Source organism: Oceanobacillus phoenicis (genome assembly GCF_047238145.1).
GTDB lineage: Bacteria > Bacillota > Bacilli > Bacillales > Amphibacillaceae > Oceanobacillus.
This window is the reverse complement of record NZ_JBDFME010000001.1, coordinates 1,099,312-1,113,084: the sequence shown is the minus strand read 5'-3', so window position 1 is coordinate 1,113,084 and position 13,773 is coordinate 1,099,312. Positions and strand designations below refer to the sequence as shown.

12 protein-coding genes and 1 riboswitch are annotated in these 13,773 nt (G+C 36.6%); of the genes, 11 read left to right on the top strand and 1 reads right to left on the bottom strand.

All coding sequences use genetic code 11. The annotated features are described in order from the left end of the window. Positions 1-355: 355 nt before the first annotated feature. The 7 genes from ABC346_RS05955 (at position 356) to ABC346_RS05925 (ending at position 7,390) form a co-directional block, all read left to right on the top strand. On the top strand, positions 356-1,390 hold the full coding sequence (locus ABC346_RS05955; protein ID WP_413233981.1) for a S66 family peptidase: 1,035 nt from the start codon (positions 356-358) through the stop codon (positions 1,388-1,390). Positions 1,391-1,580: 190 nt separating this feature from the next. Beyond that, complete coding sequence (locus tag ABC346_RS05950; RefSeq protein ID WP_413233980.1) at positions 1,581-1,880, top strand: YxcD family protein; 300 nt, start codon at positions 1,581-1,583, stop codon at positions 1,878-1,880. Positions 1,881-2,006: 126 nt separating this feature from the next. Further along, positions 2,007-2,121: riboswitch (SAM riboswitch) on the top strand. A 102-nt stretch (positions 2,122-2,223) separates the two neighbouring features. Continuing rightward, a complete protein-coding gene (locus ABC346_RS05945; protein WP_413233979.1) occupies positions 2,224-3,249 on the top strand; it encodes a methionine ABC transporter ATP-binding protein in 1,026 nt (341 codons plus the stop codon). Further along, positions 3,239-3,901, top strand: a complete 663-nt coding sequence (locus ABC346_RS05940) for a methionine ABC transporter permease (RefSeq protein WP_413233978.1) — start codon at positions 3,239-3,241, stop codon at positions 3,899-3,901. Before ABC346_RS05945 ends, ABC346_RS05940 begins: the two co-directional genes overlap by 11 nt. Before the next feature lie 27 nt (positions 3,902-3,928). Next, positions 3,929-4,798: a MetQ/NlpA family ABC transporter substrate-binding protein gene (locus tag ABC346_RS05935; RefSeq protein WP_413233977.1), complete on the top strand. Its 870-nt coding sequence runs from the start codon at positions 3,929-3,931 to the stop codon at positions 4,796-4,798. 19 nt (positions 4,799-4,817) lie between these two features. Continuing rightward, complete coding sequence (locus tag ABC346_RS05930; RefSeq protein WP_413233976.1) at positions 4,818-6,017, top strand: M20 family metallopeptidase; 1,200 nt, start codon at positions 4,818-4,820, stop codon at positions 6,015-6,017. A gap of 713 nt (positions 6,018-6,730) precedes the next feature. Next, positions 6,731-7,390: a TerC family protein gene (locus tag ABC346_RS05925; RefSeq protein WP_413233975.1), complete on the top strand. Its 660-nt coding sequence runs from the start codon at positions 6,731-6,733 to the stop codon at positions 7,388-7,390. A gap of 119 nt (positions 7,391-7,509) precedes the next feature. On the opposite strand, the gene ABC346_RS05920 is transcribed toward ABC346_RS05925, so the two are convergent. Continuing rightward, complete coding sequence (locus ABC346_RS05920) at positions 7,510-8,715, bottom strand: MFS transporter (protein WP_413233974.1); 1,206 nt, start codon at positions 8,713-8,715, stop codon at positions 7,510-7,512. Positions 8,716-8,855: 140 nt separating this feature from the next. Here ABC346_RS05920 and ABC346_RS05915 point away from each other — a divergent pair, with 140 nt between their 5' ends. The 4 genes from ABC346_RS05915 (at position 8,856) to ABC346_RS05900 (ending at position 13,751) form a co-directional block, all read left to right on the top strand. Then, complete coding sequence (locus ABC346_RS05915; protein WP_413233973.1) at positions 8,856-9,437, top strand: TetR/AcrR family transcriptional regulator; 582 nt, start codon at positions 8,856-8,858, stop codon at positions 9,435-9,437. Between the two features lie 185 nt (positions 9,438-9,622). Beyond that, positions 9,623-11,029 carry a sodium/glutamate symporter gene (locus ABC346_RS05910; protein ID WP_413233972.1) on the top strand — a complete coding sequence of 469 codons (1,407 nt, stop codon included), beginning with the start codon at positions 9,623-9,625 and terminating at the stop codon, positions 11,027-11,029. Between the two features lie 146 nt (positions 11,030-11,175). Next, complete coding sequence (locus ABC346_RS05905; RefSeq protein ID WP_413233971.1) at positions 11,176-12,438, top strand: serpin family protein; 1,263 nt, start codon at positions 11,176-11,178, stop codon at positions 12,436-12,438. Between the two features lie 47 nt (positions 12,439-12,485). Next, positions 12,486-13,751 carry a serpin family protein gene (locus tag ABC346_RS05900; protein ID WP_413233970.1) on the top strand — a complete coding sequence of 422 codons (1,266 nt, stop codon included), beginning with the start codon at positions 12,486-12,488 and terminating at the stop codon, positions 13,749-13,751. The last annotated feature ends 22 nt before the right edge of the window (positions 13,752-13,773 follow it).

Genomic DNA, 13,773 nt, shown 5'->3' with positions numbered 1-13,773 from the left:
ACAAAAATGAGTACGATATGTTATTGAATCAATTACATCATTGCTAAGTTTTATTGGAAAACGAACGTTTTTTGATGTTTTATATAATAATGTTCCGATTACAAGAAATTCTTGGCTTTGATTGTAATGGAAGATGGCGACTCCTGCAGGAACAGTACGATCTGAAGATCCACTTGAAAAGTGATCTTCTTTTCAAGTTAGCTGAGGCCATACCTGCTAAAAAGCGTCCGTCTGAAATGGAAATCAAACAATGCAATATTAGGATTTTACACCAAAGATATTAATTATGAAATTGATTCTATTAGGTAAACTTAGAGATACTAGCTATCCCAAATAAAAAAGGAGTTGTATCCAAATGCTAATCAAACCACCAAGATTAAAAGCAGGAGATAAAGTTGCAACCATTTCCCTTTCATGGGGAGGTGCTGGTGAAGAGAACTTACAATGGCGTTATGATCAAGGAGTTAAACGTTTAGAAGAGGTATTTGGTTTACAAGTGATTCCCACTCCCAATAGTTTAAAAGGAGAAACATATCTTCATGCACATCCAGAGGCTCGTGCAAAAGATCTAATGGATGCTTTTGAGGATCCAGAAATAAAAGCAATTATTTCTAACATAGGCGGTGACGATAGTATTCGTCTATTACCATATATTGATTTCGATGTGATTCACAAAAATCCTAAAATATTCTTAGGGTATTCGGATACAACTATATCTCATTTCTTCTGTTATAAAGCAGGAATATCCTCCTTTTATGGACCATCTATCATGGTTGATTTCGCTGAGAATGTAGAAATGGATCCGTTCACTATCAAACATATCCATAAAACATTATTCTCGAACGAAGTAATTGGAGATATCGAACCACCTGAGCGTTGGACAAGTGATTTCCTAGAATGGGATATTAAAAATAAAGACACGAAGCGAACGACCTACCCTAATAAACCGTATGAGATTCTACAAGGAGAAGGTATTATACAAGGACGTTTAATTGGTGGATGTATTGACTCCTTGGAAAGTATAAAAGGGACGAAGCTTTGGCCAGAAATCGAACACTGGAAAGATACCATATTATTTATTGAAACTTCTGAGGAAGAACCGAAACCGGATCTTCTCGCTCGTTGGTTACAAAATTATGCTACACAGGGCATACTTCAAAGTGCGAATGGAATTATCTTTGCAAAACCGCATGGAGAAACCTATTACGAAGAATATAAACAAGTTATTACAAATGTATTAAAAGAAAATGGTCTATCCACACTACCTGTTCTTTATAATGTAAGTTTCGGGCATAGTGAACCAAAAGCAACACTTCCATTTGGTCGTATGGCAGGAATTAACTGTAATCAAGCTACTTTCTCTATTATGGAAAGCGCTGTGCAGGAATAAATCGGTGAATCGTATATACTAATCAGAAAATATTTTCTATTACTAATAAATCGTTTCACTTCATAAATTTGACATAATTATAGTAAAATAAGGTGACCGACTTCATAGAAAAGGGAGCTTAGATGATGAGGAAGTTTGCAGAGAAGTTATTACTACAAAATCAACATCAAAAAGAAGAGGAGCTTTGGAAGTGACGAAGCTAATCATTCCCGAAGAAGATATCATTCTTGCTGTATGTATATATATTGCTCGACAACGAGAAATCGAGCCAGGTGAAGTTAAAGTTGAACTTTTTTATGATGATTATTCCGGTTTCTCTGCAGAAATAACCACTGTATTCGGCAAACAAGAAATTGTAACAAAACATATTATTTCCGCTCTACGAGAATGGATTAAAGAAAATTTACATGCAAATCCATATGCTGGACTAAAGCTTGATTTAAATCGGACAAATGGTATTTATGCAAGACTCCGGAGTGAAGATGATTAGTATAAGTTCACATTTGCTATACTCGGAATATTTATCAGAATAATTTTATTTTTAAAACCATATTGACTTAATTTAATTTATCCTCTAGAATTACTTTCAATATAACAACTAAATATTTTACGTTTTTTCTTATCTAGAGAGATTGAGGGATCAGGCCCTATGACATCTCGGCAGCGGATTCTTTTGTTAAAGAATACTGTGCCAATTCCTGCAAATGCAATTAGCATTTGGAAGATGAGAAATGATGGCTTCTACATCTATACATATGGTTTAGAATCCCTCTTTTCTTGTCTTTCAAGAAAAGAGGGATTTTTTATTTTATCATTTGGTGAGGGGTTAAGACATGATTGAATTTCAGAATGTAACTAAAACATTCACACTTGGAAAAAGAAAAGTGGAGGCTGTAAAAGAAGTCTCTCTAACGATTGAGAAAGGAGATATTTATGGAATCATCGGATTCAGCGGCGCCGGAAAAAGCACTTTGCTTCGATTAGTAAATATGCTCGAACGGCCCACCGAGGGATCGGTACATATCCAAGGAACAGATGTTGGTAAATTATCCGCCAAGCAATTACGGGAGCGCAGAAGAAATATAGGAATGATCTTTCAAAACTTCAATTTATTCCAATCACGGACAGTCGCTGGAAATATTGCATACCCGCTTAAACTTGCGGGTACATCAAAAAGTGAAGTAAACAAAAGGGTTTCTGAACTACTACAATTCGTCGGTTTATCCGATAAAGCAAAAGATTACCCAGATCAGTTATCAGGTGGCCAAAAGCAACGCGTTGGTATTGCAAGAGCTCTCGCCACATCCCCCGATATTTTAATATGTGATGAAGCAACCTCTGCTTTAGATCCAAATACAACATCGGATATCTTGAAATTATTAAAAAGAGTAAATCGAGATTTAAGTATAACCATTCTACTTATCACCCATGAAATGGGAGTTATTCAATCGATATGTGACAAAGTGGCTGTTATGGAAGAAGGCAAAGTCATTGAGCATGGGAACGTGTTTGATACCTTTACAAACCCTTCTCACGAAACAACTAAACGATTTATTCGTTCAGTACAACAAGAACTTCCATCTGAGAAGGTGCTAAAAGAATGGACGGAAGCTGGTGGAGGTAATCTTTATCGTGTTTTATTTAAAGGCGAAAGAGCCACTGACCCTATCTTATCGAGTATAACGCGGAAACATAACATCGACTTTAATATCGTATATGGATCTGTCCGGGAACTACAGGAAAAATTATTTGGAAATCTCATTGTCTCTTTTGGAGGAGACGAACAGCAAGTTCAACAAGTTATTCATGAATTAGAAACGATTGTTGATATGGAGGAGGTGTATACACATGGGAGTTGATTGGAGTACATTTTGGCCACGAATTGTAGAGGCAACCGGAGAAACATTGCTCATGGTCACCGCAACTTTATTTTTTGGTTCCATTCTAGGTATATGCATGGGTTTATTACTATTTGTGACACGTGAAAACAACATATTAGAAAACAAGATTATCTTTAACGTATTGAACTTTATTATTAATATCATTCGTCCTATCCCATTTATCATTTTTCTAGTAGCAATCTCACAAGTTACCAGACTCGTCATTGGCACGACAATAGGAACTGCTGCCGCAATCTTCCCGATGACAATTGTTGCTAGTTTTACAATTGCTAGAGTAGTAGAAAATAATCTCGTTAGCATCGACCCTGGAGTTATCGAAGCTGCTAAAGCAATGGGTGCCAGTCCAGTAAAAATTATTTCCACTGTATTAATTCCCGAAGCGCTAGGACCATTAATTCTAGGACTTACATTTGTATCTATTTCGTTAATCGACTTCTCTGCTGTAGCAGGTACAGTTGGTGGCGGTGGTCTTGGACATATCGCGATGACATATGGCTATCAGCGATTCGACGGCAGCGTTATGCTCGTCACCGTAATCATACTTATCATTATGGTTCAAGTAGCTCAATGGCTCGGTAATACTATTTCCAAAAAAATTATGCGTCGTTAAATCAAACTATATTAGGAGGAGTATCATATGAGAAAATCATTTATTTTACTAGCATTATTCAGTTTTATATTATTTTTAGCAGCTTGTGGAAGTGATGAGGCAAAAGCTGGAGATGATGAAGTTACTGTAAAAATTGGAGTAAATGGTGCCGATGGAGTTCAATGGCCCCTTCTTAAAGAAAAAGCAGCAGAAGAAGGAATCAACATCGAACTTATCGAGTTTGCTGATTATACATTGCCGAACAACGCCTTAGCTCAGGGAGATATTGATATCAATGCTTTCCAACACATTGCTTTCTTAGGGCAATATGTGAAGGAAAGTGGTGAAGACATTGTTCCCATTGGATCTACTGTTCTTGCACCAATTGGATTATATTCCGAAAAGATCAGTGATGTTTCTGAATTGCAAGAAGGAGACAAAATTGCCATTCCAGATGATCCATCTAACCAAGCTCGCTCCTTACGCGTATTAGAGAGTGCCGGATTACTTACATTAAATGATAATTTTGGAATGTTCGGTGACCCTTCGCAAATAGAAGAAAACCCGTTGAATTTAGAAATCATTCCAATGACAGCACAACAAACTGCCCATGTACTGCCAGATGTCGCTGCATCTGTGATCAACAATGGTGTAGCTGGTCAAGCAGGCTTTGAACCAGGTGAAGATCCAATTTATATTGAAGATGCAGATGGAGAAGCAACACACCCTTACGTCAATATTATCGCAACACGTGCAGAAGACAAAGATAATGAAGTTTACCAGCGTATCGTAGAACTATATCAAGAAGAGGATATTGAGCAAGCCATTAAAGATGATACCAACGGTGGGTCTTTCTTAGTGAAATTAACGCAAGAACAGTTAGATAAAGCCTTTGAACAATTAAAAAAACAACAATAATACATGAGGAGGAAACAAAATGAGTATTGTTCAATCACGTCAAGAAGCTATCTTTCAAAATATCGAGGAAAATAAAGACAAATATATTCAAATTAGTCAGGACATTCATGCACAGCCAGAGATTGGAAATGAAGAATTTTATGCAAGTTCGAAGTTAATCCAAACACTAGAAAATGCAGGTTTCACTGTTGAATCAGCAGTTGCAGGACATAAGACGTCCTTTTTCGCATCCAAAGATAGTGGCAAAGAAGGTCCAACGATTGCTTTTCTCGCAGAGTATGATGCGCTCCCTGGAATCGGGCATGCTTGTGGACACAATATTATTGGTACAACCAGCGTTGCAGCTGCTATCGGCTTAGCTGAATCCCTTTCAGAAACTGCAGGCCGTGTCGTGGTATTAGGTACACCTGCTGAAGAAGGTGGCCCAAACGGAAGCGCTAAAGGTAGTTTTGTAAAACATGGTCTTTTAAAAGATATTGATGTGGCACTTATGCTCCATCCATCCGGAAAAACAAGTTTAACAAGTGAAACATTAGCAGTAGATCCTTTAGAATTCCATTTCTATGGGAAGCCTGCTCATGCATCTGGAGCTCCAGAAAAAGGGATCAATGCATTAGACGCTGTTATTCAACTATTTAATGGAATTAACGCTCTACGCCAACAACTTTCAAGTGATGTTCGAATTCATGGCATTATAACACATGGCGGAGATGCTCCAAATATTATACCAGAATATGCAGCAGCTCGTTTTTATATTAGAGCTGAATCTTGGGTCAAAACGGAGGAAACTGCTGAAAAAGTCCGTGCTATCGCAAAAGGTGCGGCACTTGCTACTGGTTCAACTGTTAAAGTGGAACGATTCCAAAATGAAGTAAAAGATTTTGTGCTTACAAATACACTAGACAATGTTTTAAAGAAAGAGTTAGAAAAACAAGGTGAAACCGTTGTTACAGAGCAAAAGAAAGGAAAAGGCTCGACAGATGCAGGTAACATTAGCTACGAAGTACCGACCGCCCATGGCCATATTAAAATTGGTGAAGATAATTTAATTGGGCACACAGTCGAGTTTAGAGAAGCCGCAAAATCGGACGCTGGTAACGAAGCTATTATAACAGGAGCTAAAGCCCTAGCTTCTACGGGATACCGTTTATTAACAGACAGCGAACTCCTTCACAGAGTACGTCAGTCACATGAACAAGGACTGGCTGAAAAACAATAAAAAAATATGTGGCAAAGTATATATTCAAAAGACAAATCCGAATGAATTAATTTTAATAACCCGCTTCAGAAATATACAGCGCTTATCCTAAGGCGGCTGCTGAGCCTCCGGATGCTACGCATTCGGGGGTCTCAACTAGGCCTGCTTCCTACAGGACAAAGAAGACTTCGACAACATTACATCGCACGCAGAAAATCGATTTGTATTTTCAAGGAGTCTTCGTATATTTCTTACGCTTATTCTGAATATCATACATCTTTTTGTCTCAATTTCATAATTGTTAAGTTTCATTTAAAAACTACCTTGTTCGGATTATAGTAATAACTTCGCTTTGATTGTAATGGAAGAAAGCGACTCCTGCTAAGAATAACAGAGCTTGAAGAACCATTTGAAAAGTGTTCCACTTTTCAAGTTAGATGAAGCCGTCCCTATGGTCAACGTTCGTCAGTAATGAAAATCAGAACAGCTAACATTCGGATTTTACATAAAATATCCTTTTATGACTCTTTTACAAAACTGTTTGTTATACCCCAACTCACTTATTTCATTTACCACCCTCTAACTTCATGAAATTAGAGGGAATATTAACAATATCGGTCATCATTTCTATTATATTGGTTAGTGAAATACAAAAATTTAATCCTTACGTTCTAACCCTCCTCCCTTTCATCATATATTGAAAAATAGCTTGGACTTTTGAAAGGGGGAGTAAGTTGGAATTAATTGAAGTAGTAATACAAATACTCCTTATTAATATCTTACTCAGCGCGGACAATGCAATCGTTATTGCTATGGCGAGTAGAAATCTTCCTACACATTTACAAAGTAAAGCAATTTGGTGGGGAACTTTTGGTGCTATTGCCATGCGAATTCTATTCGTATTCTTAATGATTCACTTGTTCCAAATGCCTTTTATCCAATTAATTGGTGGAATTCTTTTGTTATTTGTTTCCTATAAGTTATTAGTGGACAAGCAAGACTACGATAATATGAAAAGTGGTGAATCATTACAAGAAGCTGTATCCATCATTATCTTCGCTGATGTTGTAATGAGCCTTGATAATGTACTTGCTATTGCCGCTGTCGCAAATAGCGATTTACTTCTTGTTATCGCTGGGATTATTCTAAGTATCCCCATCATCCTAACGGCAAGTGAATTTATTTTAAAATTAATTCATAAATTCCCTGTTATTATTTATTTTGGCGCAGGATTACTCGCATGGACTGCAGGAAAGATGTTATTGAAAGAACCGTGGATTCAACAATTTTTCTCACCTGTTGGTAACCAGGAATTTATCTCGCTAATCGGACTGACATTAATAGTTTTAATGGTTGGTGGTTGGAGAAGGAAACAAATACATGTGAGAAAATAAAATAAGCACCTTGCTAAGAATAATTTATTCAAGCAAGGTGCTTATTCAATTGGAATTATCTTGTCTATCTCTTCTTTTTGTTGCTTTATTTTCAAAACGACAATCTTTCTTTTATTCGGTTACTTGCTTTGGTAGGTTTTTGCTTTTATAAATAAAAGAATGGTGATAATCGTTCCAATTGTTCCAAAACTAAATAGGATTATTTGTATCGAAATATCCATCGCTGTTAATCCAGATACTATCGCATATGCCAACGGATCAAACCCGTTCATCGCTAAAAATATAATACTCATTACCCTTCCCATAATATGGTCCTCCGTAAGTTCTTGCGCTGCAGTAAAAAACGGAACAAATACGAATGACATTGAAAATCCGATAAAGAAAACCATAAGAGTTAGAAATGTCAGGTTAGGCACTACTGCAAAAATTAGGAATGCGATCATTGCTCCAGCTAATCCAACTAAAGAGGTCTTCCCTTTATTTTTAATTAATACGGAACTCAATATTCCTGTACCAATTAACAGACCAATACCTAAACTTGATTCCATATAACTTAGATTTAACGGAGATCCCCCATAACTTTCCACTAGAAATGGAATTGCAATATGCAATGTACCAAAAACGAAGAAATTAAGTGTAATTAAAACTATTAAACCTGTTAATAAGAAGTTCGACCTCCGAATGTACTGAAAGCCTTCCTTCATTTCCTTCATTGGATGTTGTTGCACTTCATGTTCTACTGGAGCTTCCTTTATAAATCTTGGATAAATGATAACTGCAGATAAAAACGCCAGAATCGTTGCAACGAAATAACTTCCTGCTACGCTAACAGTCTCCATTAAAATCCCTGCAAGTATAGGACCAGCAATAAATGCGATCTGGTCCGCGCCTTGGAAAATAGCATTCGCTTGTTGTAGTTGTCTTCTCTCTACAATCTTAGGAATTAACGACGAGCTTGCCGGACCAAAAAAAGCATCCAACATTCCAAATCCTGCCGCTATGATTAATAGCATCATAATCGATGCTGTATCATTCCATACAAGGATAAATAACAAAAACAATAATACCCCTTGCATGAAATTCGTAACAAACATAATAGATGTTTTTTTATAACGATCTGCTAAGATTCCACCAAAAACCATCATGGCAATACGTGGAACAGTAGAAGCGATAAGCACTAATCCAAGTGATCCAGCAGAACCACTTTCACTTATTACATACCATGTAGTGGTTGTAAGAAACATACTGAAGCTAACGACCGCAAATATACCAGCAACAAAGAGCAAGACAAATATTCGATTTCGTAATAATGACTTTGTTGTCATATCCATCCTCCGCCTTTGCATATAAAATTGAACAAGATATACTGTTAATAAATAGATTACTGAACGACCCCTCCTACCGAACGGTCGTTTCTAGATGACTATATCCTATCTATTACATTTTGTCAAAGGAGAAATTTTGTATGCACACGAAAGATAAAATATTAATTGAGGGAATGGAGTTATTTGCTCGACTAGGATATGAAGGAACCTCAATGACGAGTATAGCCAACGCTGTTGGAATTAAAAAGTCGTCTTTATACGCCCATTACAAAAGCAAAGCTGGACTATTTTTAGATGTTTCTCAAAAAATTTCTAGTGATTATATTGATTTTGTAAAAAGCTCTTTAAAGAACGAAGGGAAAAATATTCAAGAAATTCTTTACCTCTCCTTTCTTGCAAATGTACATGATTTGGCTAATAACGATAGCAGTATTGAATTTTATAACCGATTTATTTCCTATCCTCCTGAAGAGGTAAAAGAAAGATTGTTAACAATAATGGTCAACAGCGAAGAAACCGCTCGTGCATTATTTGAAGCAACCATAAAAAAAGGACAAGACGGTGGAGAAATCACCAAAGAAGTTACTGCAAAAGAGGCAGCTAATGTATTTTACGGTTTGTTAGATGGATTATCCTATGAAACGAGTTATTATATGTTCGATATCATTGAAAAACATGGACAGCAGATGTGGAAAGTGTTCTGGAGAGGAGTAAAAGCTTAAAAACAAAAAATTTGTAAGTAAAACACAACTCTACTCTACAGAGCTATTACCGCTCGTTACACGCGGGTTAAAGTCGACTATTTTGTAAAGCTTACGTTTGTCATAAATTTAAATCGGGTATTGTTTTATTCAATATTTTTATTTTTTTATCCTTTAAAATAACTTTGATGAAAAGGAGTTTCTTTATGTCTTTACAAATCGTCGGCTTCTCCATTATTATATTAGCCGCACTGCTTGTTATCGGAAAACTAATTCGTCTTAAAATACCCATCCTTCAAAAACTCTTCTTACCTACCTCATTAATCGGTGGTTTCTTAGCACTCATACTAGGACCAGAAGTATTAGGAAGGCTAACTAATAATGGATTTCTTAATGCTGGGATTTTTACCGAACAAATGGTAGAAGTTTGGGCCGGTCTACCTGAATTATTAATCAATGTTGTTTTTGCCTGTTTATTCATTGGGTTTGTTCTACCAAAACCGAAAAAGATGTGGAAAATTGGTGGACCACAGATTGCTTTAGGCTATACGATGTCCTGGGCTCAGTATGCTGTAGGTATTTTATTGGCAATAACAGTTTTGACACCCCTACTTGGACTAAGTCCCGCGGCAGGTGCACTTATCGAGATAAGTTTTGTTGGCGGTCACGGTACCGCAGCTGGTCTACAGAGCACTTTTGAAGAACTTGGATTCGCAGAAGGTTATGACCTCGCTATTGGCCTGGCAACAGTTGGAATATTATCTGGTGTAGTTGTTGGTATGATTATGATTAACTGGGCTGCGCGTAAAGGAAAATCAAAAACGTTACATCATCCAGATGAAATATCCTTAGAGCAACAAACAGGAATTTTAAATAAAGAACATCGTAAATCCGCAGGTACAAAAACGACATCATCATTATCGATCGAATCATTTTCGCTTCATCTAGGTTTAATTGGAATTTCTATATTTATCGGTTTTGTCCTATTAGAAATATTAATTTGGTTAGAAGCTGTAACATATGGTGCAGCATTCGATATTTATCTATTTGAATATGTACCACTATTCCCATTCGCAATGATTGGAGGTCTTCTCGTTCAACTCTTTCTTTCTCGATTTGACCGTCATGAATTAGTTGACCGAGATACAATTAACACGATACAAGGAGTCGCATTAGACTTTCTTATTATAAGTGCAATGGCAAGCCTGAGCTTGCAAGTTATTGGAGATAATATTATTGCCTTTATATTACTAGCAGTGGTAGGTATAGTTCTTAACACCTTCCTTTTCCTCTATTTAGGACCAAAGATGATCCCGAGCTATTGGTTCGAAAGAGGTATCGGTGATTTTGGGCAAAGTACTGGTGTAGCAGCAACAGGTATTATGCTTATGCGAATCGTTGACTCAGAGAATCAATCCCCAGCACTTAATGCATTCGGTTATAAGCAAATTCTATTTGAACCAATGGTTGGCGGCGGATTAGTAACTGCAGCTTCTGTACCTTTTATTATTCAATTTGGTGCAGTCCCTGTATTAATTGGGGTAACTCTGCTAACCATCGCATTTTGGGTATTAGGTACACGATATTTTGGAAAAATGAATGAATCTGATTAGAGTATGAGCAACAGCATGATTCATATTTCATGTTGTTGCTTTTTTCTCTTTATGATATCTTTAGAGAAACTTAGAATCGTTAGTCCCATCTATTAGAGTACAAAATGATATGAATATTATATTCAAACAGAAAGGGCAGATGTAACGTGCATAAAAGATCATTCCTGTTTGTCACTCTAAGTTTCATCGTCTTGTTTATTGCTGCTTGTAATTCTGAATCACCAGAAGATAATGACCCTAATGAGAATAGCCAAGATACTGAAGATGAAGGAGGTTCTTCCATGAAAGAAGTGTCCGAAGCAAGTAATCTTTTAGCATTTCAATCTATTCAATCACTAGACCCTAATGATGATGGTAATGTATTTGTCTCACCGACAAGTTATTGGCTAGCTATGGCAATGGTGTATAATGGCGCCAATGGTGACACGAGGTCTGAAATGGACCAAGCACTGCAACTACAAGGAATGAATGTAGAAGATTTCAATCGTCAAAATGCTGCACTGATGGATCATTTTACAAACGTAAATGATGAAAAATTAGAACTCAACATCGCTAACTCCATCTGGCTTAATCAAGAGTATGAATTTCTTGATACCTTTCACCAATCCGTTACCGATACGTATGAAGCTGAATTAGCACACCTTACCACCCCTGAACCAATTAATGAATGGGTCAGCAACCAAACAAATGGAAAAATTAAAGATATTATTAAACAAATTGATCACGAACATGTAGCTATACTCGTAAACGCAACTTACTTTAATGGTGCATGGACATATCCATTTGATGAAAACAATACACAAGAACGAACCTTTCATAAGGAAGATGACTCTTCTGTAGATGTACCATTTATGGCTTTAAATGAAAATGTGCCATATTTAGAAACAGACCAAATGCAAGCAGTCTCATTACCATATGGAGAAAATGAAGACATGCAGATGGAGTTATTCCTCCCAAAAGAAGATATAGCTATGGATGATTTCTTGGAAGAATTCACTCTTGAAAATTGGCAAGAATGGCGCGATAGTATGGAAACTACAAAAGGAAATTTGCGCATGCCGAAATTCTCATTAGAATATGAAACGGAACTGCAGAACTTTTTCCAATCACTCGGTATGCAACAACCGTTTGATACACAGGAAGCTGATTTTTCCAACATGATTGATCAAGAACAACTTGGCGACCTTTACATCGATAAAATTGTTCATAAAACATTTTTAGATGTTGATGAAGAAGGAACAGAAGCAGCTGGAGCAACATCCGTTGAAATGAAAACGACATCGATTGAAATTGGAGAAAGCTTTGATATGGAAGTCAATCGTCCATTTCTCCTCACCATTTCTGATAACGAGACGGACACCATATTATTTATGGGTATGATTCATGAACCTACTTCTACTGATGAATAACATCACAATACCCTTTCAATAAAATAAATAGAGAGGATTTGTGTAAAATGAACAAACGCTTTGTTATCTTTCTTATACTATGTTTGTCCTTATTATTTTCTGCTTGTGGCACAGATGATAATAGTGCCACAGGTGGAAATATTCCTTCAGATGCCCCTCCCTCCACGAAAATAGACACCTCCGTTTTGGTAAATGAAGCTAATCAAGCAAGTAATCATCTCGGTTTTCAAGCATTACAACGATTAGAGGGTAATGAAGAAGACAATATTTTTGTCTCCCCGATCAGTATTTGGTTATCTGTTTCGATGGCATATAATGGAGCTGGCAGAGAAACGAAAGATGAAATGACCAAAGCACTTCAACTTAGAAATATTGACCTTCAAATATTAAACAAACATAATGCCTCTATGATGGAGCAACTAAATAATCACGATGATGTCGAGTTAAATATTCTTAATTCTATTTGGTTACGTCCTAAATTCACTTTTCTTGAAAACTTTGAACAACAAGTTACTGAATCTTATAATCCAGAACTAGGTCCTTTAACTACGAAGGAACCAATGAACGAATGGGTTCGTGAAAAAACAAATGGAAAAATTACTGATCTTATTGAAAAAGTCGATGAAGACCATGTCGCCTTCTTATTAAATGCCACGTATTTCAATGGTGACTGGAAGTATCCTTTTGATGAAAATAATACTGAAGATGATTCATTCAATATAGATGAATCATCTTCCACAGAAGTCCCTTACATGTCACTTGATGAAGAACTTCCTTACTGGGAAACTGACGAATTTCAGGCTGTTGCACTTCCATACGGTGAAGAGGGAAACATTCAGATGGAGATATTTCTCCCGAATGAAAGTATTGAATTACAAGAATTTGTTAACAAGTTAACGCTAGAAGACTGGCAGAATTGGCGTGAATCTATGCAAGAAACGGTAGGAAGTTTAAAAATGCCGAAATTCTCCTTAGAATATAAATCAGAGTTAAAGAATTTCTTCCAAGCTTTAGGTATGGAGAAAGCATTTGACAAGCACGAAGCTGATTTCACCAACATGATCGATCCAGCACAGTTACGTGGAAATTTATACATTAGTAAAATCATGCATAAGACGTTTTTACAGGTTGATGAAAAAGGAACAGAAGCAGCTGGGGCAACTTCTGTAGAAATGAAAGAAGAATCTGCCATTGTTAGTCCAGCTCCTTTTCAAATGGAAGTCAATCGTCCATTTCTCCTCACCATTTCTGATAACGAGACGGACACCATATTATTTATGGGTATGATTCATGAACCTACTTCTATTGATTAACTCTCAAATTCTACTCATAGCC

Coding starts and splice junctions, on each gene's coding strand:
- ABC346_RS05955 (WP_413233981.1), top strand. CDS start 356: ATGCTAATCAAACCACCAAGATTAAAAGCAGGAGATAAAGTTGCAACC.
- ABC346_RS05935 (WP_413233977.1), top strand. CDS start 3,929: ATGAGAAAATCATTTATTTTACTAGCATTATTCAGTTTTATATTATTT.
- ABC346_RS05900 (WP_413233970.1), top strand. CDS start 12,486: ATGAACAAACGCTTTGTTATCTTTCTTATACTATGTTTGTCCTTATTA.
- ABC346_RS05910 (WP_413233972.1), top strand. CDS start 9,623: ATGTCTTTACAAATCGTCGGCTTCTCCATTATTATATTAGCCGCACTG.
- ABC346_RS05915 (WP_413233973.1), top strand. CDS start 8,856: ATGCACACGAAAGATAAAATATTAATTGAGGGAATGGAGTTATTTGCT.
- ABC346_RS05945 (WP_413233979.1), top strand. CDS start 2,224: ATGATTGAATTTCAGAATGTAACTAAAACATTCACACTTGGAAAAAGA.
- ABC346_RS05920 (WP_413233974.1), bottom strand. CDS start 8,715: ATGACAACAAAGTCATTATTACGAAATCGAATATTTGTCTTGCTCTTT.
- ABC346_RS05940 (WP_413233978.1), top strand. CDS start 3,239: ATGGGAGTTGATTGGAGTACATTTTGGCCACGAATTGTAGAGGCAACC.
- ABC346_RS05930 (WP_413233976.1), top strand. CDS start 4,818: ATGAGTATTGTTCAATCACGTCAAGAAGCTATCTTTCAAAATATCGAG.